Here is a 23,466-nt window from a genome sequence, read left to right as displayed (position 1 = left end):
GAAAATTTTGGGTCAGGCTTCGTCAAAGGCTTCCCAATCCAACAGGTGCAGATAGGGTTCCACGATGTCTGGGCGTTGGAACGCAATTTTTCTTAACAAATGCCAATCCTGCAGGCTGGCAAACGCATTGGGATAATCGTCCTGTTCTAACCGTTGGGCGAGGGCGGCCACATCAGCGGGTGTCAGGTGCTGAATCTCTTGTTCGGTGATGGTTTGCGCATTCATGGCACAGGCAGTTCCCAGAGGAATAGAACGGTGAGTATCAAGTAAATTCTATCTTAGCCAATGGATAGCCAATCGGGGGTTCATGGCAGAATAAAATTATGATTTACCTGGATTACAGTGCCACCACGCCCCCCCATCCCCAGGTGATCGCCCGGGTCAGCGAGGTTTTGGCGCAGGAGTGGGGCAACCCCAGCAGTATTCACCACTACGGACAACGGGCGGCTTTGGTGGTGGAACGGGCACGGCTGGCGGTAGCGGCACTGGTGGGGGTCACACCGGAGGAAATTATTTTCACGTCCGGGGGCACGGAAGCCAATCACCTCGCCATTTTTGGCATTGCCCAGCAGTACGAACGCCCCCAACACATCCTGACTTCGGCGGTGGAACATCCGGCGGTGAGTGCCCCTTTGTCGGTGTTAGCGCAACGGGGTTGGCAGATTACCACCCTGCCGGTGGATGCCTGGGGACGGGTTGACCCGGAAATTCTTGCAACCCATCTGCGACCTCATACGGTTTTAGTCAGTATTATTTATGGACAAAGTGAAGTGGGGACATTGCAACCCATTGCCGAAATCGCCCGGATTTGCCGTGCCCGGGGCATTCCATTTCACACCGATGCCATTCAGGTGGTAGGGCGTTTGCCGGTGGATGTCCCCGCCTTAGGCGTGGATTTGCTCTCCCTGTCGGGGCATAAATTTTACGGGCCCCAGGGGTGTGGGGCGTTGGTGGTGCGGCGGGGCTTGGCGGTTCAGCCCTGGTTGTACGGCGGGGGGCAGGAAGGGGGCAAGCGTTCGGGAACCCCACCGGTGGCGCTGTTGGCGGGTTTGGGGGTGGCGGCGCAGTTAGCCCAGACGGAATTTTTGCCCCAGGTCGCCCAGGTGCGGGCGTTGCGGGATTACCTCTGTGCTCGGTTGCAGGCATTGCCGGGGTTGCGGCTCACCGGCGCTTGGCCGGAGCGGTTGCCCCACCATGTCAGCGTGGTTTGGACCGGCGGCGATGGGGAGCACACGGGCAAAACCCTAGTCCATTATCTGAATCAACGGGGGGTGTGTGTAAGTTCTGGTTCCGCCTGCGCCAGTGGCAAAACCCAACCCAGTCCAGTACTGCAGGCAATGGGTTATGGGGATCATCTGGCTCGCTGTGGGTTACGGTTTAGTCTTAGCCATCGAACCACCTACGTTGAAATTGACCAGGCGGTTACGGCTTTGGGGGAAATTTTACAGCAATTAACCCCTGCCCTCTCCCCTTGTTAAAATCTCAGCTATTTGCATCCCCAATTTGGGCGTATTCCTGACAGCCAAAAATCGCTTCTGAAGCAACGTAATACTTAAATTCCAATAAATTGCCAAAGGGGTCAACGAGGAAAAACGTGCGGTGTTCCAGGGGGGAATTGGGGAAGCGCAATTTTGCTTCTTGGTAGAATGTTAACTGATGCGTCTTTGCCCGTTGGTATAGTTCTTGCCATGCGGATTCTGTGGAAAATATCAGCCCAAAATGTCGGGGATAAATGCCTTTTTGGGGATGTATCTCCGGGGTGACATGAGCCACCAATTGATGCTGATAAAAATTGAGAATCAAGGAACGGGGGGTTTCCCGGCCGGCTGTGCATCCTAAACCGGCGACATAAAATGCTTTGGTTTGGGGAATATCTCCCACCGGAAATGCTAAATGAAACAGGGGTTGGGTCATGGCAATAACCATAGGATTTGGGGGAATTATAATCTATTTTATATATCAATCCTGGTTATGTTCAGAACAAGGGGGCATAGGGGCACCGTTTTCTTCCTTGGTTCTGGGGAATTTCTCTTGGTTAATCAAGTAGGATTGCTATAGAGAAGTTCTAAGATAAAAGCATGACCTAGCCATGACAACCATGAACGCCTTCATTCCCATCCAAATTCCGCCGACCTTACGTTGCACTGAGGCACAATTTACGGAATTGGTGAAATGCAATCCCGATTTACGCTGGGAATTAACCGCTCAAGGGGAAGTGATTGTCATGCCACCAACGGGGAGTGAAACGGGGAATTATAATCTGGGTCTTGGCACGGATATTGAACTATGGAATCGCCAGCAAAAAGCCGGAAAAACCTTTGATTCCTCGACGGGTTTTAAGTTACCCAATGGGGCAATTCGTTCTCCTGATGTCGCCTGGATTGCTCAGGCACGTTGGGCACAATTATCTCCTGAACAGCGGCGCACTTTTGCCCCGATTTGCCCTGATTTTGTCCTCGAATTAGTCTCCCCTGCGGATGATTTAGCTACGCTGGAAGCCAAGATGCAGGAGTATTTGGAAAATGGCTGTCGGTTGGGTTGGCTGGTGAATCCTGAAACCCGGAGTGTCACCATTTATCGCCCCAATACTGCCCCTGAAATTGTCACTTTTGATGTAGTTCTTTCCGGGGAGGATGTTCTGCCAGGATTGACCTTAGATTTACGGCACATTTTTGGAAATGGTTAAAATAAAAGCATGACCTAGCCATGACAACCATGAATGCTGTCATTCCCATCCAGATTCCGCCGACCTTACGTTGCACTGAGGCGCAATTCACAGAATTAGCGAAATGCAATCCTGATTTACGCTGGGAATTAACCGCTCAAGGGGAAGTGATTGTCATGCCACCAACGGGGAGTGAAACGGGCAGTTTTAATAGTGAATTAATTTCGGATTTCGTAATTTGGAATCGTCAAGTTAAAACTGGAAAAGTCTTTGATTCTTCCGCCGGATTTAAGTTACCCAATGGGGCAATTCGTTCTCCTGATGTCGCCTGGATTGCTCAGGAACGTTGGGCACAGTTATCCCCAGAACAGCGGCGCACCTTTGCTCCAATTTGCCCTGATTTTGTCCTGGAATTAGTTTCCCCTGCGGATGATTTAGCTACGTTGGAAGCCAAGATGCAGGAGTATTTGGAAAATGGCTGTCGGTTGGGTTGGCTGGTGAATCCCGAAACCCGGAGTGTCACCATTTATCGCCCCAAGGTTGCCCCTGAAATTGTCACTTTTGATGTGCTTCTTTCCGGGGAGGATGTTCTACCAGGATTGACCTTAGATTTACGGCACATTTTTGGGTATGATACCTCACCATAAACCCATGCAATACCGACGTTTTGGTCGCACCGAATTACCGATGCCCGTGTTTTCCTGCGGGGGGATGCGTTACCAATTCCAATGGCAGGATCAAGCGCCAGAAAAGATTCCGCCCGATCATCAAGCGAATTTGCGAGCCACTATTCAGCGAGCCTGGGATGTGGGGATTACCCATATTGAAACCGCTCGGGGCTATGGGACTTCCGAGATGCAATTGGGTTGGGTTTTGGGACAATTTCCCCGAGAACAATTAATTGTGCAAACGAAAATTTCCCCTGACCCTGACCCGCAGGTATTTACGCAAAAATTTACTAAATCTTTGCACTATCTGCAATTGGACTACGTGGATTTGCTGGGGATTCATGGCATTAATTTACCGGAGCATTTGGATTGGAGTCTGCGGGTGTGTTTACCCCTGGTGCGGCAATGGCAAAAAGAGGGAAGAGTGCGCTATGTGGGATTTTCTACCCACGGTCATGTGAGTTTAATTACCCAGGCGATTCAAACCGGGGAATTTGATTATGTGAATTTGCATTGGTATTATATTTTTCAAGAAAATTGGCCTGCTATTTTGGCGGCAGAACAGCAGGATATGGGGGTATTTATTATTAGCCCCAGTGATAAGGGTGGACATTTGTACGACCCGCCCCCAAAACTGGTGCAACTCTGTCACCCTTTGCATCCAATGGTGTTTAATGATCTATTTTGTTTGAGCCACCCCCAGGTGCATACTTTGAGCTTGGGAGCCGCCAAACCGACGGATTTTGATGAACACTTAAAAACCTTGGATTTACTAAGCACATCCCAGGCAATATTAACCCCGATTTTAGAACGCTTAGAACAGGCGGCAATAGCGGCTTTGGGGCGGGATTGGTTTGAGCAATGGGCGGTGAATTTGCCCCCCTGGTTTGCCACACCGGGACAGGTCAATATGCCCTTGATTTTGCGTTTGCTAAACCTGGCGGAAGCCTTTGATTTATGGGATTACAGCCGCACCCGCTACAGCATGATTGGCAATGCGGGGCATTGGGTGCCGGGGCGAAATGCCGCCCAATTACCCCTGGCGGAACTTAGGGATTGTCTGGCGAATCATCCCCAGATGGAGGTCGTGTTACAAAAGCTACACCGGGCACATCAATTGTGGGGAGCAGGTAAGGGGCAACGGTTGTCCGGGGCTTGAGCCAGGGTTCGGTGGAGCAACTGGGGGGAGCCACCCGCACCAGGGGAGCCAATTCCAGCAGTTCCGTGCCCAATTGCCCGTGACAGCAGGCGGCGAAGTAGCGTTCCTGGATGCGTTCCATTTGGGGTTGCAGGTAGAGCCATTCCGCCAGTTGGAAGAGTTTTTGCCACCGTTGCACGCCGATGCCCAGTAAATGGGCTGGCAGGCGGGTGAGCAGTTCATCCAACCAGGTGAGCAGGAGGCGTTCGACGATTTGCCGCCCCTCCTGGATGTCCAAACGTACCCCCACCTGTTGCACTTCCTGGGTGAGGCTGTGCAGTTCGTGGAGGTAAACCGTGCCGTTGGGGGGGCCGTCGTGGAGGGGGTTGCTGGTTTCCAGTTCCAACCGCCGGAGTAGGGTCATCACCCGCTGGCTGAGGGCAATGGCGGCGGCTACCTGCAATTCCTGGGGCACGGGCAGATAATCCCGGCGGAAGGCCATGATTACCCCGTAATTTTCCCGGTACACCTGGCTGTAGAGTTGGTCGAGTTGGGTGAGGGTATTTTGCGCCAGTAACCCGATAATTCTCTGCCGTTCCTGGCTGAAAATGTCCTGGAGTCCATAGCTGGGACTGGCGGCAAACAGCCGTTCCATCGCCAATACGGTCTGCGCCCCACTGCCCTGGTGGAAGATTGCGAGTAACTGCTCCCGCAACTGTTGATAGGCTTTGCGCTGGTTAAATTCCTGCAAACAACAGTGAAAATCCCAACCCCCCAAATGTAAAACCGCTATGACCAGGTGTTTTTGTTCCCAAGTGATGACGGAAGTAATGACCAGTTCCCCCAGGGCGAGGGTGAGGGTGCCGAGGCGATGGATTTGGTAATCCTGTTGTTCGATGTTGTAGCAGTAGATTTGCTGTTGCCGGGGGTATTGGGTGTACAGGGAGCTAATGCCGTAGTGGGCGGCCACCTGGGTCATGGTCACCCGGGCCGTTTCCACCCGTTGTTGATAGACCATTTCCCCGTTCACGTATTGGGGAATGTTGCTGGGGGCGAGGGCCAGGCGTTTGCGAAATTCCGGCTCCAGGTTTTCACCGGTCACCTCCCGCACCAATTCCATCGCCCGGGCGGCATAGCGGAGGATTTGGGTTCCCTCCGGGCGGGACAGTTCCTCGAAAAACCACCCGCAACTGGTGAACATGAACAGGCGATAGCGTTGCATTTCCAACAACCGCAGGACATCCACCTGCTCGGCGGGGGTGAGGGGATAGCGTTGCTGTTGCGCCAAAAACCGCTGGCTCCCTTCCCGGGTGCGCTCCCGGATCACCTGGATATAGGCATCCCTGGCTCCCCAGGGGTCCACCAGCCATTCCCCCGCCCATGCCTCGTAAAGGGCATCCAGTTGTTGCGCCAGCCAATCCAAACTCTGGCGCAGGGGGGCCCGCCATTTCTGGTGCCAACTGCCCCCGCCGCCACACCCACAGTCCGACCGCCACCGCTCAATCCCGTGGGCACAACTCCAAGCCGTCCGGGGTTTGATCACCAGTTCCCAGGTGGGGGGATAGAGGCTGAGGTAATGGGCAAAATTGGTCACCTGCCAGCCCCGGCGGGGAATCTCCCGGGTCAAAGCGTAGGCAATGGTCTTTTCCGCCCCTTTTTTGTGGTGCCCAAAGGTTTCCCCATCGGTGGCAACGGCAATCAATTGGGTGCGCCCCGGTTGCACCGCCATCCCCAACCGCCCCACCAGATTATGACTACTGCTGAGAACTTCCCCAAACCCCATGTCCCCGGAAATCGGGCCGTCATAGACAAAAATGGCAATTTCCCGGTTTTTGCCCAACTCCGGCAAAATCTCATCGGGAATCCGACAGCGATAGGGACGGGTGGGGTCAATCTGGCCGCCCCCCACTTCGTACCACTCCTGGGCCCCCACCGGACGACACCGTTGGGCTTGGGACGGGGCAATGATGGTGAACTTAAACCCCTCCGCCACCAACACCGCCAGGGTTTCGTAATCAATCGCCGTTTCCGCCAACCAAATCCCTTCGGGCACCCGCCCAAACCGAGCGATAAAATCCTGTTTCGCCCACCGCACCTGGGTCAATTTATCCCGGGTGGACGCCAAGGGCATAATGATATGGTTATAAACCTGGGCAATCGCATTCCCGTGCCCATTGAGCCGCTGACAACTGCGCCGGTCGGCTTCAATAATGCGCTGATAGGTCTCCAGGTCATACCGTTCTAACCAGCTAAATAACGTCGGGCCGATATTGAAACTCAGATACTCAAAATTGTTGGTAATGTCCAAAATTTCCCCGGACTCACTCAACACCCGGGCGAAGGCATTGGGGCGGTAGCATTCGTGAAAAATCCGCTCATTCCAATCGTGGAAGGGGGCCGCACCCTCCTGCCGCTCAATCGCCTCCAGGTAGGGGTTTTCCCGGGGCGGCTGGTAAAAATGCCCGTGAATGGTCACATAAACTTGGGTCGTTTCCATCGCTGTGCCCCCTAACTCAGATGTAAGGCCTTGCGTCCCGAACGATGCTCCATTTTACGGGAGTTGTAGGTACAGGATGCCCTATTGATTCAAAATAACCCCCCCCTTGTCTAGGGATGCCATTTCTCCCCATAATCTTTAGAATTGCTCCCCCTTGCCCAACCCTGGCGAGTTTATCAAAACGTTACAATGTGCCCAATCCCGCAAGACTGACTGTGACGATATTTGCCGGATTTTTACAGAATTTTTCGTTTTCCTAACTTGTAGTCCCTCCCTTGGGTGGAGTAGGCTAGGAGTACCCGGATTTATCGTAATGCGATATGAGCGAAACCAATCCCTATGCGCAACTTGGGGTCAGCGAGGAAGCCTCCTTCGAGGAAGTGCAAGCGGCGCGCGCCCAATTATTGAGTCAGTGCCAGGGGGATGACCGGCGCACCCAGGCGGTGGAAATGGCTTACGATGCCATCCTGATGGACCGCCTGCGCCAACGACAAGAGGGGCGGATCAAGGTGCCGGAGCGGATTCGCTATGCGGAGCGGAATGTGGTCGCCACGGCGGAAAAAAATGACACCCGCACCGTTACCCTCCCTGCCTGGGCAGAACATCTACGCTCGTTTGTGGATACCCCCAGTGCCCAGGATGTGGCTTTGCCCGCTCTCGCCTACGGGGGGTTGGGCTATTGGGCGTGGGCAGTGAGTGCCAATGCCGCTTTGCCGGTGGCGTTGGGGATTGCGGCTAGTTTGTACTTTCTCAACCGCAAGGAAAACCGCTTTGGGCGGGCACTCCTGCTGACGGTGGTGGGATTAGTGGTGGGGGCGGTGGTGGGAAATGTCCTGCTCAGCCTCAGCCTGGGGTTGCCTCCCAACACGGCGATTAGCTGGGGAATTTTTCTGATCCTGTGGTTGGTGAACAGCTTTTTACGTTAAGTTCATCGGCAATTTGCGCCTGGTGGGGCTAGGCGGGGGGTACGGTGGAAGTAGGTTTCTTATCTTTGTCGTCGGCGATGTTGAGCAAACGGCGGTAGAAATCCTGGGGAAAATCCACCTTTTGGCTACGCTTGTAGTGGATCAATAAATCCACCAAAAACCCTACAAATTCAAAATTCACCAGCACCATATCGTAGGTCAAATCGGGATTCCCCTCAAACTGCATCTGACAACGGCTCAAATCCGCCGGTAAATTGGAAACATTCCAGGTCGCCACGAAGGGAATGCCCTCCCCCCCATCCACATAGCGTTCCCCTTCCAGATTGCCCAGCCGGTACAAAGTCAGGGCAAAGGGCAGGGTTTCCCGTTTATTTCCCGCCGGTAAAAAGGGTTGGTATAGGATCACCTGATCCTTCGGTGCCGCTTGCAGTTGACTCAGTACCGCTGACATAAACCACCTCAGAAATGCCCCACCATTACTGTTACTGTATCACTGAGTTTGTCGTTCCTGTGTAATCCGGGTCAGGGCGAATATTCAAACAACACCAATCCTGGCTTTGGCGCAGTGCCGCCACGGTCCACCCCTGTTCCTCCAAGACCTGGGTGACGGCAGTCAATTGCTCCTGGATAATACCACTCAAAATGCCCCAGGTTTTAGCGTGGGCGAGCATCCGAAACCGGGGGGTCATGTCCATGATCGTTTCCGCCAAAATGTTGCACACGAAGCCGTCCAGGGGTTGGGTCAACAGTTCCGCCAACCGGGACAAACTCCCCTGTTCCACCACCAACCGTTCCCCCTCAATTTGATTCAGGGATTGGTTTTGGCGGGTTGCCCCAATCGCCAGGGGGTCCGTATCCACCGCATACACCTGTTTTGCCCCCAACAACAAGGCGGCAATTGCCAAAATCCCCGACCCGCACCCAATATCGGCAATCACCAGGTTCGTGCGCCCCCAGCGGGGGTCAAGCCGCATTTCCAGGGCTTCCAAACACAACTGGGTGGTGGGATGACTGCCAGTTCCGAAGGCAAAGCCGGGGTCAAGCCGCAGTACCAGGCGATTTTCCGGGTTTTGCACCGGCAACCAGGCGGGCTGGATCAAAAACCGCTCTCCCACCGGCTGGGCTTGCCAATGGCGTTTCCAATGCTCCGACCAGTCCTGGCTGTCAATTTCCTGCCAGCGGACCCGGGGTGGGGGCAGAGCGGCTTCCCGGGCATCCTCCCGTAGGAGTCCTTGTAATGCTTCCCAATGTTGAACCCCGTATTCTCCCTGGGGGGCGTAGGCGGTGATCCGCACCCAGCCGTCCCCATAGACTGTAGCGGTACTGCGGCAGTCCAATTCCTGCAACCGCCAAAAGGTCATCTCCTCCAGCATGGGCAGACATTCAACTTCCACTTCCCACCAAGAGGTAGCCACAGGCGTTGTCATAAAGTTGGGCATTTTTTCATTTCCTATTCGCCATCCTACCTGATGAATGAACCAATGTTAAGAAGAACCGAGAACGGGGCAATGCCCTGCGACCCAATACGTTTTGAGTGAGTAAAAATATGACATCCCACCCGATGAATGAACCAATGTTAAGAAGAACCGAGAACGGGGCAGCACCCTGCGACCCAATACGTTTTGAGTGAGTAAAAATATGCCATCCCACCCGATTCATGAACCAATGTTAAGAAGAACCAAGGACGGGGCGGTGCCCTGCGACCCAGTATTTTTTGAGTGAGCAAAAATATGCCATCCTCCCCGATGAGTGAACTTAATGTTAAAAAGAACCAACGACGGGGCAATCCCGATGAGTGAACTTAATGTTAAAAAAACCAAAACGGGGCGGTGCCCTGCGACCCAATACGTTTTGAGTGAGCAAAAATATGCCATCCTACCCGATGAGTGAACCAATGTTAAGAAAAACCAAGGACGGGAGCAATGTCTGGGACGTGCATCGGGTTAATCTAGCCCGTTTTGCGGATACCCTCACCCTACAAGCCCTTTTCACAATTTTTCACAATATTTTTCATAATGTTAGGATAGCGCTGGCATCACCGCTCCCATGCCTACACCCAAAGTGCAACATTTCGCTAAATTTTTCCTCCCTTATCTAACAATTCATAACGGTTTATCACCGGAGCAAAATCACCCTTTAGAATTTTTAAGTGCAGCACTTTTTTGCGTAATCACCTATGACCGCCGCACCGACTGTGATTATTACCGGCACCTCTTCTGGGGTGGGATTGTATGCCACCAAAGCCCTGATCGAGCGGGGTTGGTTTGTCGTCTGTGCTTGCCGGGACAAGCAAAAAATGACCCAAGCCGCCCAAGCCCTCAACCTCAACCCTGAGCAGTACACCATCATTCATTTAGACCTGGCATCCCTCGCCAGCGTGCGCCAATTTGTCCAGGAATTTCGCAATCTGCACCGTCCCCTGCGGGCGTTGGTCTGTAATGCCGCTGTATATATGCCCCTGCTCAAAGAACCCCTCCGCAGTCCCGAAGGTTACGAATTGAGCGTGGCGACCAACCATCTAGGACACTTTCTTTTGTCATTACTTTTGCTGGACGATTTGCGTAACAGTCCCGAACCCGACCGGCGTTTAATTGTCCTGGGCACGGTCACCGCCAACTCGGAGGAATTGGGGGGTAGAATTCCCATCCCGGCTCCGGCGGATTTGGGGGATTTAGCGGGTTTAGAAGCGGGATTCAAAGCCCCGATTAGCATGATTGACGGCAAGCGTTTCAAACCGGGCAAGGCTTACAAAGACAGTAAGTTGTGCAACATGATCATGACCCGGGAACTGCACCGGCGTTACCATGCGTCCACCGGTATTACCTTCAGTTCCCTTTACCCCGGTTGTGTGGCGGATACGCCCCTGTTTCGGCACAGCTATCCCCTGTTTCAGAAAGTGTTTCCCTGGTTTCAGAAATACATCACCGGCGGTTATGTTTCCCAAGAATTAGCCGGGGAGCGGGTGGCGCAGGTGGTGGCTGACCCGGCATTTCAAGAGTCCGGGGTGCATTGGAGTTGGGGCAATCGGCAACGCAAGGACGGAAAACCCTTTGTCCAAAAATTGTCCGCCCAGGCGACGGATCAAAAACGGGCGGAACGGCTCTGGGATTTGAGTTGCCAATTGGTGGGGCTAGTCTAGGGGCGGCAAGTCCTTAAGTTCCAGGATCAGGGTTTCTTGATGCTGGATATTTTGCATTTTGGGTGCAGGTTCTGGGGGTTTCACCTGCGGCGGAATCGAAATCTGCTCCACGCCAATCACCAGGGTTTCTTCCGGCGGCTTCACCCGGGGCAAGGGGGGTGGAACGGGAGGTTTGGGCGGAAATACTTGGTTGGTAACGGGTTTCGGTTGAGGGGGTTGGGTGATCCGGCGGTGAGGAATGATCACATTTTTCATCCAATACTCAATGGTCTGCGCCTGCAACCAACCATGCTCAACGATAATTTCCCCCAATTTACGCCCGGTTCGCCGCTGTTCTTGCAAGGCTATCTCGACCTGTGACTGCTCCAACAGACCCGCTTCCACCAGATATTCCCCAATTGGCTTGCCCATTTTTTAGCCCCCATGTCCAGATGATTTTCAGTATAATTACTGAAATCGGTGATGTCTATCCTCAATCTACCCAAAAATGAGTAAATTAGTGTCATTAATATAAACTTTTGTAAAATATGGTAATGTTTTTGTGAAAAAAACTTGGTCAAAAAATTATCCCAGCACCGATAGAGCAATTTCAAGTGATCTATAGCAATCCTAGTTTGATTTAGAACGGTTAAGTGGGCTATACTAACTAATTAAACTGTGAGAGACACCACTGAGAAGGTAAGAATGCTGACCTGTACAAAGCCAGAAATGGTTGCTCTTTTAGGAGAATTTATCCGCAGTACTTCTGATGCAAGAGAACTGAAAAGGGCATTAGCGGTAAGAATGGCTATAGAAGGCAAACCTTATGGCGAGATTACCGAATTATTAAAAATCCACAAGTCATTTATTACTCGCTGGAAACAAGAGTTTTATGAAAAAGGAATTGAGGGACTTAAACTCGGTTATCATGGTAAAAAAGTTATCTATCAGAAGCAGAAAAACAGGAAATCATTGCCTGGATACAAACAAAAGATTATTGGAATTTAGATGAACTAATAACTCATATTGACATGAATTACGATGTAATTTATCAATCTAAACAAAGTTATTATGACTTGTTTTTAGAAGCGGGCATTACCTGGAAGAGGTCTCAGAAAGTAAACCCCAAAGCAGAGCCAGAAGTAGTAAAAAAATAAGAAGAAACAGGAATTTATTCGAGTCAATCAGTGTGAAATCCAGTCAGAGCAATTAATACTCCTATTTTTAGATGAGTGTCATTTGTGTTAGGGTGATGTTTGTGGTTAGATATGGGGAAGGTCAGATATAATAATCCTAAACAAATTTGAAATAGGGGTCGCAGGGGCACCGCCTCCGTAAAAGAAGCACCTGCGGTGTATGGTTCTGGAAACTTTGTGTATGCCTACGGCACGCAAGCTAATGTAAATCAAGTAGGATTGCTATAGAACCTGTTTGCAATCATTTTAAGCGATTCTACGTAGGATTAAGCGTATGGCACAAATTCTGATTTTTGTTTGACTTGTCTTGATTAAGCCTTCACAGTTTTTCCATAATACTCTGCATTGATTTATCCACGCATTGGTTCTTTCTACTATCCATCGCTTCGCAATCACCACAAATCCTTGCTTCTGTGGATTCTCTTTCTTCGATTTGGCTTTCTGTTCCGGTGTAATTTTTTTTGATATCTCAATGATTATCTTATTCCGCAAAAGTGGTTCCATTTTTTCTATCTCTTCTTCTAAATATCTTTTTTGATAGCCGTTATCTAGTAAAATTGTTACCTCTTGAGGCAGTTCTAAAAAGAATTGTTTATGCTCTCTTATTATTTCTAATAATCCATGATTGTCGCTCAGGCTTGCTTTACTACATAAGATAAAGTAGGGATTCCCTAAAGTATCCACCAATAAATGCCGTTTGATTCCGTTAGTGCATTTATAGTGACAAAATCCTTTCGTTTCAATGCCTGCTGTATCTGTGTTCTTCACACACATAGAGTCCCCTATGAGCAAGCTAGGATATTCTTTTTTTTAATCTCTCTCTTTCAATTTTCTCCAATGCTACCAATACCCTTTCCCAAGTACCATTATTTTGCCATCGCCGAAACTGAGAGTACACAGTCTGCCACTTGGGGAAATCTCGAGGTAAGTCTCGCCATTGACAGCCATTTTTGAGCTGATACATGATGGCATTCACGATGGCATGCCTTGAAACTACATGCTTTTTTGTCTTACTCTTTGGTAGATATTGGTCTAAAATCTCAAATTGTGATGCGCTTAAATTGGTTGTGTATGTCATTGCTCTACCTGTAATTTCTTTCTCCCAGTATAATTGCAAACAGGTTCTATAGACCAATATTCACTTCATTCCGTTGTGATTTAGGATTACTATCATTACTTTTTACTTTATTGGTAACATTCTATAAGAGCTTTGTCACCAATCCTATTGGTATCATTGTCTGGCTACAATTTAGAACCATTTTTGAATGCAATACCCTATCCTTATTCTTAACCGTCGGCACAAGATTCATAGTTGCCTCTTGACAGAGTGCTTTGCAGTAGGGTACAGTACATTTCGCCACTATTTAACTTTAAGGGTAGCTCGACGTGTCTGAAACCATGGGGTCTTTGTGCGATAAGTTAACAATTGTAAAGTTAAAACAGTGGCATACGCAGGATGCTGGTAAGCTTGAAAGCCTATCTAAGCAGGAACAGCAGTTGAAGGCTGAGATTGATGAATTTATCTATGATGCTGTGACGGGTAGAATTCCTCTTGACCGTCTGACTTTTGAGGCCAACAAAGTGTATAGTGGAGTCGGCAATGAAGTTCGTGAAATTTCAGGAAGTCTTGGAGAGGTGTTCTCTGAACTTGCTGAAATCAACTGCAAACTTTGGCATGAGCAAGAGAAAGTCTATGAATTCGAGAAAGTTCCTGTTAGTGAGAAGGATCAGGTTGTCAAGCAACTAGCTATTCTTAATTTAGAAAGGAATCAATGTATTGATAAAATAAATAGTCACTTTTACTCTTTTATTGTACGATCTAAACACAATACCCCCTGTTAAGAACTTCCTGAACTCCAAAGATTATGCACCTAGTTCACCGCCGTACCTGTAGAATATGTGGCTCATCTCACTTGACTCCAGTGATCTACTTGGGTGAACAGTATCTCCAAGGTTCATTTGTTAAGCCGGGGAAAGAAGAACCTCCACTGCGTAGAATCCCTTTATCATTAGTTCGCTGTGACCCTACAAAGGATGAGAATGCGTGTGGTCTTCTGCAGATGGAGCATAGCGTCCCTCCTGAAATTTTATATTCATCATACTGGTATCGTTCTGGAACAAATCAGACCATGCGAGACCATCTGCGGGTTATTGCTGAAGAAGCCCAAGCTTTAGTTCAGAAGTATGATGCTTGGGTTTTAGACATTGGTTGTAATGATGGAACCCTTCTTAAGAATTATCCTAAAAACTATGTCAAAATTGGTATAGACCCTTCCGATGTTGCCCAAGAAGTTGGGGACGATATTGAGGTTGTTCAGGATACATTTCCCTCGGAAGAATTAACCAAAAAAGTCAATGGTAAGAAATTTGATGTCATTACTTCTATTGCCATGTTTTATGACCTCGAAGACCCAGTAAAATTCTGTCATGAAATTAAAAGACTACTCTCTGAGAGAGGCGTTTGGATATTTGAAGTTTCCTATATGCCGAAAATGCTGGAGATGAATTCCTATGATACGATTTGTCATGAACATCTGGAATATTACAGTTTAGCAGTTATTGAGTATCTACTGAAAAAAACGGGATTAAAAATCTTTGATATCAAGCTAAATGATATTAACGGTGGTAGCATACGTTGTTATGCCACTCATGCCAATAATTTTTTATTTAGAAATGATCAGGCGCAACAGCGGATTAAGCAACTGCGGCAAGAAGAGTTTGATTTAGAGTTAGATATGGATAAACCCTACAAGAATTTCCAAGACCGTATCAATGTTCATCGGGAGCGTCTTATATCACTTTTGAAGATGATGAAGAAAGACCATAAAACAATTCACATTTATGGAGCTTCTACAAAAGGTAATACTATTCTACAATGGTGTGGTATTGACAATCGTTTGATCGACTATGCGGCTGACCGCAATCCCGATAAGTTTGGAGCCTACACCTTAGGAACTGATATTCCAATTATTAGCGAAGCCGAATCCCGTGCGATGAAACCAGATTACTATTTGGTTTTGCCCTGGCACTTCAAGGAAGAATTTCTTAAAAGAGAGGAAGAAATGCTCCGTAAAGGGACAGCAATGATTTTCCCCCTACCGGAAATTCACATTGTCAATTATGATTCAAGTCAACCCTTGAAAATATCATGAATAAACTGAAGCAATTATTTAAATCTATGCTCTTTTGGAGACACTCCAACTTTTTGAAGCGGCTCAAAAGGGCTATGGAGTTGGCTTTTGGTAATTTAGATAGTGTTGATCCTGGCACGGGTTCTGAAAATGCACAGGTTGTTTTGCCGATTGAAACTAATTCAAACAATTCAAATAATGTAAATACTCAAGAGTATCTCTGGCCATGGAATTACACACCTAAAGAATTTCCTGATTGTTTACCTTCCGGTCGGCCTTGGCCAAAAATTTCCATTGTTACGCCTTCCTACAATTATGGTGAATATATAGAAGAAACTATTCGCTCAGTCATTTTACAAGGATATCCCAACTTGGAGTATATTGTTGTAGATGGGGATTCCACGGATAATACGAAACAGATTCTTGAGCGTTATAAGTCTGAAATAAGTATCTGTATTAGTGAACCGGATGAGGGACAGACTAATGCTTTGAACAAGGGTTTTAAGCAGGCAACTGGTGACATTTTGACGTGGTTAAATAGTGATGACCAGCATTTACCTGATACTCTAAAACAGGTTGCAATCGCTTTTGATACCTATCGGTGTGATCTGGTTGTGGGAGGCTGTCAATTAATACAAGACCGCAATGGATCGATTTTGAGTACTCACCATTGTAGTCTTCCGGTGCTAGAGTTGCTACCACTTCCTTACCAGTCAATGTTAGATTTTGGTGGTGACTGGCTGAGTGGGAAATTTTTTATGGGGCCAGAGGTATTTTGGAGCCGCTGTGCATGGGAAACTGCTGGCGGGATGCTCAATGAAAACTTAAATTTTGGTATGGACTACGACCTGTGGCTACGGATGGCAAGGGCGAAAATGGTCTGTTGTCATATCCCATATAATTTAGCGATCTTCCGTATTCATCATCGGCAAAAAACTATTTTTTCGGGAAAAATTGAAGATTATCCCGAGTACTTAGCGATTTCCCGCTATTACCAAGTGTTGGATAACATAGAAGTCCCTGATAGAGACCGCAATCTCGTTGCATTCCCAAGAGTTGATGGTAGTGGGACTGAACTAGTTGATATTAAAGCGACACTACCGTTGGAGCGATTTGCAGACCGTCCTTTGGTGCTATATACCACTGCGTATGGCAAATATTATTTACCGTTTGATGGAACGTTGCGAGCTGTCACTTCTAAAATTCGTTTGGGTAAATTGGAGTCGCCTGCGGTCATTGAGGTCGCCCGCACGTATGTCCACCCAGGCTCTACGGTGATTGAGGTCGGCACTCGTTTTGGGCAAACTACGGTACTCTTGGCAGGAATTACGGGTAGTCAGGGTCAGGTTTTGGCGTTTGAGTCTGATGAATATTTATTTCATGCTTTGCAGAAGACTTTAGTCGCTAATAATCTTCATAATGTCAGACCTTATTTTCGTCGGGTGGTGGATAAGAATGTATCTCAGATTGGTGAAGAGATATATGCGATAACTCTTGATGATATGGGGATTACTCATCCAGTAAGTCTATTGAAGGTTAGTGCAGATGGTGGCGGGTTAAAGGTTCTTGAAGGTGCCATGAGAACAATTTTGACCCATAAACCGGTTATCATTTTGCAGGATAAACCCTCTGAGTTATTAAGTCAGTTTTTACATAATATTGGTTACAAAATTGAAAAGAGTCTGGACGCTGACTGGCTATTGCTTAAGGCGGATGTAAGTCAACAGGAATCCCTATTTATTCCTGATGCTAAAGAACGATGCTCCTTAGAGATTAAATTTCCTGCGCCAAATTTATGTAAATTTCTAAAATTTCGAAGTGAAGTTCTTGAGTGTACGGAATTTTTGCATCGCAATGGGTTTGTATCCCATAATCTCACGTGTAAAGATTGGGATATTGCTCATATTATTTCAGAGGTTGGAGATGGTAATTTCTTAGATATGGGGAGTTCAGATTCCTATATCCTCAAGAATTTAGCACTTAAGAATATCAAAGGAGATTTGTACGGGATTGACCTTAGCGATCCGGATGTCCCTATTCCTCGGGTTCAGTATCTCAAGGGAGATTTAATGAACACGGGCTTGCCGTCTGAACATTTTGCTAATATCTCTTGTCTTTCTGTCCTGGAACATGAGGTAGATTTTGAGCGTTTTGCTGTCGAAGTGAGTCGCTTGCTTCACGTTGGAGGTCGGCTGTTTGTTACTTTCGACTATTGGGAACCTAAAATTATTCCGCCGATACGGCTCTATAATTTGGCGTGGCAACCCCTAGATAAGCAAAAGGTTTGTGAACTGATTGAGGTTTGTAATCGCTATGGACTGAGGCTGGTCAACGCAATGGATTGGGAACTTGGTGAACCAGTTATTCAGTATGGTTACTATGCCCCTCATCCTGACATGAAATACACCTTTGGCATGGCGGTTTTTGAAAAAATCAATGTATGAAGGCTCTGATTTTTGGTGTTAATGGTCAAGATGGCTATTATCTATCGGAATCGTGCCGCCGTAGAGGAATTGACGTCATTGGCATCTCCCGCTCGGGAAGTGGTGAGGATCAAATTAGCGTAGATATTGCTTCCTATGAGCAGGTAAAAGCGCTTATGGAATCCCACGTGCCTGATTTGGTTTTTCACTTAGCCGCTCATTCGACGACCCAGCACTCGGCTTTATTGGAAAATCATCATACGATCTGCACGGGAACCATGAATTTACTGGAAGCAGCCTTAAAGTACTCGCCAAGAACGAAGGTATTTATTACCGGCAGTGGATTACAGTTTGTTAATAGGGGTTGTGCAATTTCTGAAAAAGACCCTTTTCTCGCCACGAGTGCCTATGCCTTGAGCCGTATTCAATCCGTATATGCCGCTCGCTATTTTCGTTCTTTGGGGCTACAGGTCTATGTTGGTTATCTATTTCATCACGAAAGTCCCCGCCGGAAACCCCATCATGTGAGCCAGAAAATTGTCAGGGCTGTGCGAGATATTGTGGCTGGGCGACGGGATATTTTGGAAATGGGGGATATTTCTGTACGCAAGGAATGGACATTTGCTGGAGATGTGGTGGAAGGGATATTAACTTTAGTCTCCCAAGATGATGTTTATGAGGCTGTGATTGGTTCTGGTATTCCCTACAGCATACAAGACTGGTTGGAATTATGTTTTGAGTTTGTCGGCTTGGATTGGCAAAAATATGTGGTTTTTCAAGAGGGGTTTAAGGCAGAATATGCCTGCTTGTTTTGTGATCCGGCCACAATCAATTCTCTGCATTGGTCGCCCTCTGTTGATCTGCCTGCGCTGGTGAACATGATGATGACATCGGAGTAAAGTTGTTGCTAAGTTGGCGTTCTATTGGTGGTATCTTTTACCATGCGGGTACCTCTATTTATTTGGATTACCAGAAGGTTATCTCGCTGGAATGCCAATATTATTGAGAACCACAGACGGGGGCTACGCCCCTGCGACCCATTTTTAGAAGTGCCCATGCTTAAAATCCGTATCAGGAATGTCTAGGCGATGTTGTTCTTACCCACATTCATAAAGTTTTATTGCGGACTTCCAAACCCTTGTGTAATCTACAGTGCAGTATTACTATTCCTGTTTATCGAAGTTAGATCAATAAACTATGGATATGAATAGCAATATACCTCTGCCAGCCGCCTTGATCACGGAGGGGAAGGTGGATGAGTTGGTGCTTCATGCCTGCTTTCCACCGGATTTTCGGGGGGTGATGGTCGAAGTTGGGGCGGCGTCGCCGGATTTTTTGTCTTTGGGGCATTTGTTTCGGCGGGCGGGTTGGCGGGTGATCAGCATCGAGCCTAATCCCATATTTGCGGCTCAGCACCGGGCTAGGGGGCATGAAATTCTGGAGTTTGCCTGCGGCGAAGCGGATGCGGATGCGGTGCCGTTTACCCTTGTGCAAGCGACTGATATTGATTATCTGGGGGGGGCGATTACCTATGAATCATTCTCCTCCCTTGGCATCCGGGATGATTATCGGCACCTCTTTGAAAGGTTAACCGGGCACTTTACCACCCGTGAAATTTCTGTGCGGATGCGGCGTCTGGATACGCTGTTCGCTAATATCCTTGATCTACATACCATTGATGTACTCACCCTGGATACGGAGGGATGGGAACTGGAATGTCTGCGGGGTTTGGATTTGAATCGCTATCAACCCCGGGTTCTGGTTGTGGAAGACCTGTTTGGCACCACAGCGCTTGATCAGTTCCTCCATGCCTATGGATACCGGCGTTGGCATCGGGTTACGCCCAACAATATTTACCTCGCCCCTGGACAGGAGGTGGGTGATACGTTCTCCGGTCTGCGGCAACCGATGACGAGTTACACGCCAAACTTGGAGGATGTGTTGCTCCGGCGTTGTTTTCCCTACGTGACCGATGGGTTTTATGTGGATATTGGTGCCCATCATCCCACCCATGCCTCCGTGACCCGGTGGTTTTATGACCAGGGGTGGTCGGGCATCAATGTCGAGCCGGGTGAGGGTATTTTGGCGCTCCGGGAAGAGCGTGCCCGGGATATTAACGTCGAGATGGCGGTGGCGGATCGGGAGGGGGAAGCCACATTCTACGTCCACTCCGGCAACACGGGTACTTCCACCCTACTCGGCACAGTACCAGAGGTGGTGAGCGAACGGGCGGGGGAAATCCAAGAAGTGAAGGTGCGCCTGACCACACTCCCTGCTTTGCTGGATACCTATGCGCCTGGTCGGCATATCCAGTTTCTCAAGATTGATGCGGAGGGAGCCGAAGATGCCATCATCCGGGCGGCGGATTGGGTACGGCATCGCCCCGAAGTCCTGGTCATTGAAAGTTCCCTACCCTATACGAACCAGCGAGTAACGGCGGTCTGGCAAGATATTTTGGCGGCGAACCGTTATCTTTTTGCCTATTTCGATGGGGTCAATGATTTTTGGGTGCGGGAGGAAAGTGCCTATCTGATCAAAGCCTTTGCCGCACCGGTTAATGTCCTGGATAACTACCGGATTTACGACCCGGAGGTGGTTTCCTTACGGGGGCAGGTCACTGCTCTTACTGCCGCTTTGGATGCCACCAAACGCTATGCCGATGTTTGTACCACTGAGCTTGAGCAAAGACGTCAGCAAGTCACGACCCTCACGGCGGCTTTGGATGCCACAAAACTCCACCTGGATGGGGAACTGCGGATTTTGTTCTGTACGATTGTTCCCCTGGACTCCTCCAGCGGCGGGACAATGGTCTGCCAGGAACACGTGCGGAGACTGGGCGCTTTACCTGGTGTGCGCCTGTATGTCATGGCTCCCGATGGGAGTTCTGCCGATTTCGTGGCCTCCGTGGGGGCAGAATTTGAGCAAATACCCTTGACCAGGGCGATTAGGGGCTGGGGAGTTGCGCACGGTTTCACCCCCACCGCCTGGCTGGGTCTTGGTGGCAACCCCCAGTGGGCTTTTCCGTTTGAATTAATGGCCTTTCAACAATTCAAAATTGATTGGCTGTTCTGCGATGCTGTCAGACGTTTTCGACCTGATGTCATCGTCCTGGATTACCTTTATACGGCATTATTCGTGCCATCGGCGTTCCACGCTCAGGTGCCCGTGGTGGTGATTAATCTCAACCGTGAACAGGAATTCTTCCGCCATCAGCGACAGCTTGGTCGTTTACCCCAGAATGCCGCTGACTCCTGGTTGGCCGAGTGGCGCCTCGGATGCTTTGAACGGGAAGTCCTGGCGAATGCTGACCGCTGGGTGGTTTTGAGCGAGCATGACATTCCCAAGCAGGCCCCGCTGGCGGAGCGTACCACGGTGATTAAACCGGTTTTGGGGGCCCGACCGGAGCGTTGGCGGTATCAGGGCAACCGTAATCTCTTTTTTGTGGGTAACATTAACCATTACCCCAATTTTACTGCCGTCCGTTGGCTCTGTACTGCGCTTGCGCCCGCCTTGGAGCAAATCGCTACAGATGTTCGCATCACCATCATTGGTGCCAGTGGCGAGGAGGTACCGTCGGACTGGCAACGACCCAACGTGGATTTTCTGGGTCAGTCCTCGCAGGCAGAGGTGCAACGTCAGTTCACCACCTGTGGTCTCTTCATTGCGCCGATTGAGAATAATTTTGGCTCGAAAATCAAAGTCCTTGAGGCACTGGCTCATGGTACCCCGCTGGTCGCTAATATCGAAGCTCTGAGTGGGCTGATCCGCACGGATGGCATTCCCCTGTTTGCCCTGAGTGACCCTGAGGGTGCCGCTCGCCTCATCGTTGACCTGCTGGATGCTCCCGCCCAACTGAACGCCCTTTCCCAGCGGGTGGAGGAAATTCGTATGGCTCAGATGGAGAGTGGACTGCGGACTTGGTTTTCCTTACTCTCTGCCCTCAGGGCGAAACCTGTCCTGCACCGGCAGCCCTTCCCGAATGCGTTTCTCCGTCAGCGGCAAAAACTCCGGTGGCAATCGGGATTTGATTTGGCCCAGCGGGATGATGCGTGGTTGCGCTCGGCAGGGTTTGAACCCTTGGAAATTAAGGACAGCCGCCCTTTACGGTGGACTCAGCCCCAGGCTTATTTTACGGTTCTCTTTGAGCCACAATATTTCCCCCGGTGGCTCCATCTGAAACTGCGGGCGATTACCCCTGCGGGTGGACAAAATTTCCGTATGTGGGTCAATGAGGTGGAAATTCTCGCCGACCGGGTGTTTGGGCAGGATTACGAAGCCCATGTCAAATTGCCACGCTTTGAAGGGACGGATGAATTCACCCTCAGATTGGAGTGCCTTGGCTTCCAAGCCCCGGAGGATAAAAGAACCCTCGGTCTGGCGATTGAGTTTATTCGCCTTGTCCGTCAACCCCAGAGACTCCAATGGCAGTCGGGATTTGATCTAGCCCAGCGGGATGATGTGTGGTTGCGCTCGGCAGGGTTTGATCCTGTGGAAATCATTGACGACCGCCCCTTACGGTGGACTCAGCCCCAGGCGTATCTGATGGTTCTCTTTGCCCCAGGGGATTTCCCCCGGTGGCTCCACCTGAAACTGCGGGCGATTACCCCTGCGAGTGGACAAAACTTCCGTATGTTGGTCAATGAGGTGGAAATTCTCGCCGACCGGGTGTTTGGGCGGGATTACGAAGCCCATGTCAAATTGCCACGCTTTGAGGGGACGGATGAATTCACTCTCAGATTGGAGTGCCTTGGCTTTCAGATGCCAGGGGATGACAAAACCCTCGGTCTGGCGATTGAGTTTATCCGCCTTCTCCGCCAACCCCAGAGACTCCGGTGGCAGTCGGGATTTGATCTAGCCCAGCGGGATGATGTGTGGTTGCGCTCGGCGGGGTTTGATCCTATCGAAATCATTGACGACCGCCCCTTACGATGGACTCAGCCCCAGGCATACCTGATGGTTCTCTTTGAGCCAGGGGATTTCCCCCGGTGGCTCCACCTGAAACTGCGGGCGATTACCCCTGCGGGTGGACAAAACTTCCGTATGTTGGTCAATGAGGTGGAAATTCTCGCCGACCGGGTGTTTGGGCGGGATTACGAAGCCCATGTCAAATTGCCACGCTTTAAGGGGACGGATGAATTCACCCTCAGATTGGAGTGCCTTGGCTTTCAGATGCCAGGGGATGACAAAACCCTCGGTCTGGCGATTGAGTTTATCCGCCTTCTCCGCCAACCCCAGAGACTCCGGTGGCAGTCGGGATTTGATCTAGCCCAGCGGGATGATGTGTGGTTGCGCTCGGCAGGGTTTGCTCCCATCGAAATCATTGACAACCGCCCATTGCGGTGGACTGAGACCCAGGCTTACCTTACGGTTCTCTTTAAGCCAGGCGATTTCCCCCGTTGGCTCCACCTGAAACTGCGGGCGATTACCCCTGCGGATGGGCATTGCTTCCGTATGTTGGTCAATGAGGTGGAAATTCTCGCCGACCGGGTGTTTGGGCAGGATTACGAAGCCCATGTCAAATTGCCACGCTTTCAGGGCACGGATGAATTCACCCTCAGATTTGAGTGCCCTGGCTTCCAAGCACCGGGGGATACCAGAACCCTTGGTCTGGCGATTGAGTTTATCCGCCTGTTCCGCCGCAAGCCCCCAAAATAGCAGGTGAAACAGTCCCCCCTAACCCAACGCCTGGAACCAAGCAAACACC

19 protein-coding genes are annotated in these 23,466 nt (G+C 49.7%); 12 read left to right on the top strand and 7 right to left on the bottom strand.

Going from position 1 to position 23,466, the window contains the following annotated elements:
* Window positions 1–12 precede the first annotated feature (12 nt).
* Window positions 13–225 carry a DUF2555 domain-containing protein gene (locus MLD66_RS12480; RefSeq protein WP_247218352.1) on the bottom strand — a complete coding sequence of 71 codons (213 nt, stop codon included), beginning with the start codon at window positions 223–225 and terminating at the stop codon, window positions 13–15.
* A 98-nt stretch (window positions 226–323) separates the two neighbouring features.
* Between MLD66_RS12480 and MLD66_RS12475 the strand changes: the two genes are divergently transcribed.
* Window positions 324–1,478, top strand: coding sequence for a cysteine desulfurase family protein (locus MLD66_RS12475; RefSeq protein ID WP_281438467.1), 1,155 nt, complete (start codon window positions 324–326; stop codon window positions 1,476–1,478).
* A 4-nt stretch (window positions 1,479–1,482) separates the two neighbouring features.
* On the opposite strand, the gene MLD66_RS12470 is transcribed toward MLD66_RS12475, so the two are convergent.
* A complete protein-coding gene (locus MLD66_RS12470; RefSeq protein WP_247218350.1) occupies window positions 1,483–1,914 on the bottom strand; it encodes a VOC family protein in 432 nt (143 codons plus the stop codon).
* Window positions 1,915–2,098: 184 nt separating this feature from the next.
* Between MLD66_RS12470 and MLD66_RS12465 the strand changes: the two genes are divergently transcribed.
* Genes MLD66_RS12465 through MLD66_RS12455 form a run of 3 tightly spaced genes read left to right on the top strand, consistent with a single transcriptional unit; the run spans window position 2,099 to window position 4,492 of the window.
* Window positions 2,099–2,686, top strand: coding sequence for a Uma2 family endonuclease (locus tag MLD66_RS12465; RefSeq protein ID WP_247218348.1), 588 nt, complete (start codon window positions 2,099–2,101; stop codon window positions 2,684–2,686).
* 29 nt (window positions 2,687–2,715) lie between these two features.
* Window positions 2,716–3,312: a Uma2 family endonuclease gene (locus tag MLD66_RS12460; RefSeq protein WP_247218346.1), complete on the top strand. Its 597-nt coding sequence runs from the start codon at window positions 2,716–2,718 to the stop codon at window positions 3,310–3,312.
* Window positions 3,313–3,316: 4 nt separating this feature from the next.
* On the top strand, window positions 3,317–4,492 hold the full coding sequence (locus tag MLD66_RS12455) for an aldo/keto reductase (protein WP_247218344.1): 1,176 nt from the start codon (window positions 3,317–3,319) through the stop codon (window positions 4,490–4,492).
* On the opposite strand, the gene MLD66_RS12450 is transcribed toward MLD66_RS12455, so the two are convergent.
* The gene (locus tag MLD66_RS12450) at window positions 4,383–6,968 is read right to left on the bottom strand and encodes a DUF3536 domain-containing protein (RefSeq protein ID WP_247218342.1); all 2,586 of its coding nucleotides are present in this window, start codon (window positions 6,966–6,968) and stop codon (window positions 4,383–4,385) included. The genes MLD66_RS12455 and MLD66_RS12450 overlap by 110 nt on opposite strands.
* 320 nt (window positions 6,969–7,288) lie before the next feature.
* On the opposite strand from MLD66_RS12450, the gene MLD66_RS12445 reads away from it, so the two are divergent.
* Entirely contained in the window at window positions 7,289–7,894 is a 606-nt protein-coding gene (locus MLD66_RS12445; protein WP_247218340.1) for a CPP1-like family protein, read from the top strand.
* A gap of 28 nt (window positions 7,895–7,922) precedes the next feature.
* On the opposite strand, the gene ebsA is transcribed toward MLD66_RS12445, so the two are convergent.
* Window positions 7,923–8,345, bottom strand: coding sequence for a type IV pilus biogenesis protein EbsA (gene ebsA / locus MLD66_RS12440; RefSeq protein WP_247218338.1), 423 nt, complete (start codon window positions 8,343–8,345; stop codon window positions 7,923–7,925).
* A gap of 31 nt (window positions 8,346–8,376) precedes the next feature.
* On the bottom strand, window positions 8,377–9,321 hold the full coding sequence (prmA, locus tag MLD66_RS12435; protein ID WP_247218336.1) for a 50S ribosomal protein L11 methyltransferase: 945 nt from the start codon (window positions 9,319–9,321) through the stop codon (window positions 8,377–8,379).
* A 749-nt stretch (window positions 9,322–10,070) separates the two neighbouring features.
* Between prmA and MLD66_RS12430 the strand changes: the two genes are divergently transcribed.
* Window positions 10,071–11,033, top strand: coding sequence for a protochlorophyllide reductase (locus MLD66_RS12430; RefSeq protein WP_247218334.1), 963 nt, complete (start codon window positions 10,071–10,073; stop codon window positions 11,031–11,033).
* Here MLD66_RS12430 and MLD66_RS12425 read toward each other — a convergent pair.
* Window positions 11,025–11,444, bottom strand: a complete 420-nt coding sequence (locus MLD66_RS12425) for a hypothetical protein (RefSeq protein ID WP_247218332.1) — start codon at window positions 11,442–11,444, stop codon at window positions 11,025–11,027. The genes MLD66_RS12430 and MLD66_RS12425 overlap by 9 nt on opposite strands.
* A 246-nt stretch (window positions 11,445–11,690) precedes the next feature.
* On the opposite strand from MLD66_RS12425, the gene MLD66_RS12420 reads away from it, so the two are divergent.
* The gene (locus tag MLD66_RS12420) at window positions 11,691–12,020 is read left to right on the top strand and encodes a helix-turn-helix domain-containing protein (RefSeq protein WP_247218330.1); all 330 of its coding nucleotides are present in this window, start codon (window positions 11,691–11,693) and stop codon (window positions 12,018–12,020) included.
* Window positions 12,021–12,454: 434 nt separating this feature from the next.
* On the opposite strand, the gene MLD66_RS12415 is transcribed toward MLD66_RS12420, so the two are convergent.
* The gene (locus MLD66_RS12415; protein ID WP_281438412.1) at window positions 12,455–13,000 is read right to left on the bottom strand and encodes a transposase; all 546 of its coding nucleotides are present in this window, start codon (window positions 12,998–13,000) and stop codon (window positions 12,455–12,457) included.
* 594 nt (window positions 13,001–13,594) lie between these two features.
* Between MLD66_RS12415 and MLD66_RS12410 the strand changes: the two genes are divergently transcribed.
* The 5 genes from MLD66_RS12410 to MLD66_RS12390 all read left to right on the top strand — a co-directional run bounded on the left by MLD66_RS12410 (window position 13,595) and on the right by MLD66_RS12390 (window position 23,417).
* A complete protein-coding gene (locus tag MLD66_RS12410; RefSeq protein WP_247218328.1) occupies window positions 13,595–14,050 on the top strand; it encodes a hypothetical protein in 456 nt (151 codons plus the stop codon).
* Between the two features lie 23 nt (window positions 14,051–14,073).
* Window positions 14,074–15,360, top strand: a complete 1,287-nt coding sequence (locus MLD66_RS12405; protein WP_281438466.1) for a class I SAM-dependent methyltransferase — start codon at window positions 14,074–14,076, stop codon at window positions 15,358–15,360.
* Window positions 15,357–17,783, top strand: a complete 2,427-nt coding sequence (locus MLD66_RS12400) for a glycosyltransferase (RefSeq protein WP_247218325.1) — start codon at window positions 15,357–15,359, stop codon at window positions 17,781–17,783. The genes MLD66_RS12405 and MLD66_RS12400 overlap by 4 nt, the downstream gene beginning before the upstream one ends.
* Window positions 17,780–18,661: a GDP-mannose 4,6-dehydratase gene (locus MLD66_RS12395; protein ID WP_247218323.1), complete on the top strand. Its 882-nt coding sequence runs from the start codon at window positions 17,780–17,782 to the stop codon at window positions 18,659–18,661. Before MLD66_RS12400 ends, MLD66_RS12395 begins: the two co-directional genes overlap by 4 nt.
* A gap of 304 nt (window positions 18,662–18,965) precedes the next feature.
* Complete coding sequence (locus tag MLD66_RS12390) at window positions 18,966–23,417, top strand: FkbM family methyltransferase (RefSeq protein WP_247218321.1); 4,452 nt, start codon at window positions 18,966–18,968, stop codon at window positions 23,415–23,417.
* The last annotated feature ends 49 nt before the right edge of the window (window positions 23,418–23,466 follow it).

Source organism: Synechococcus sp. C9 (assembly GCF_022984075.1).
Classification (GTDB): domain Bacteria; phylum Cyanobacteriota; class Cyanobacteriia; order Gloeomargaritales; family Gloeomargaritaceae; genus Gloeomargarita.
This window is presented reverse-complemented; position numbering and strand designations above follow the sequence as displayed.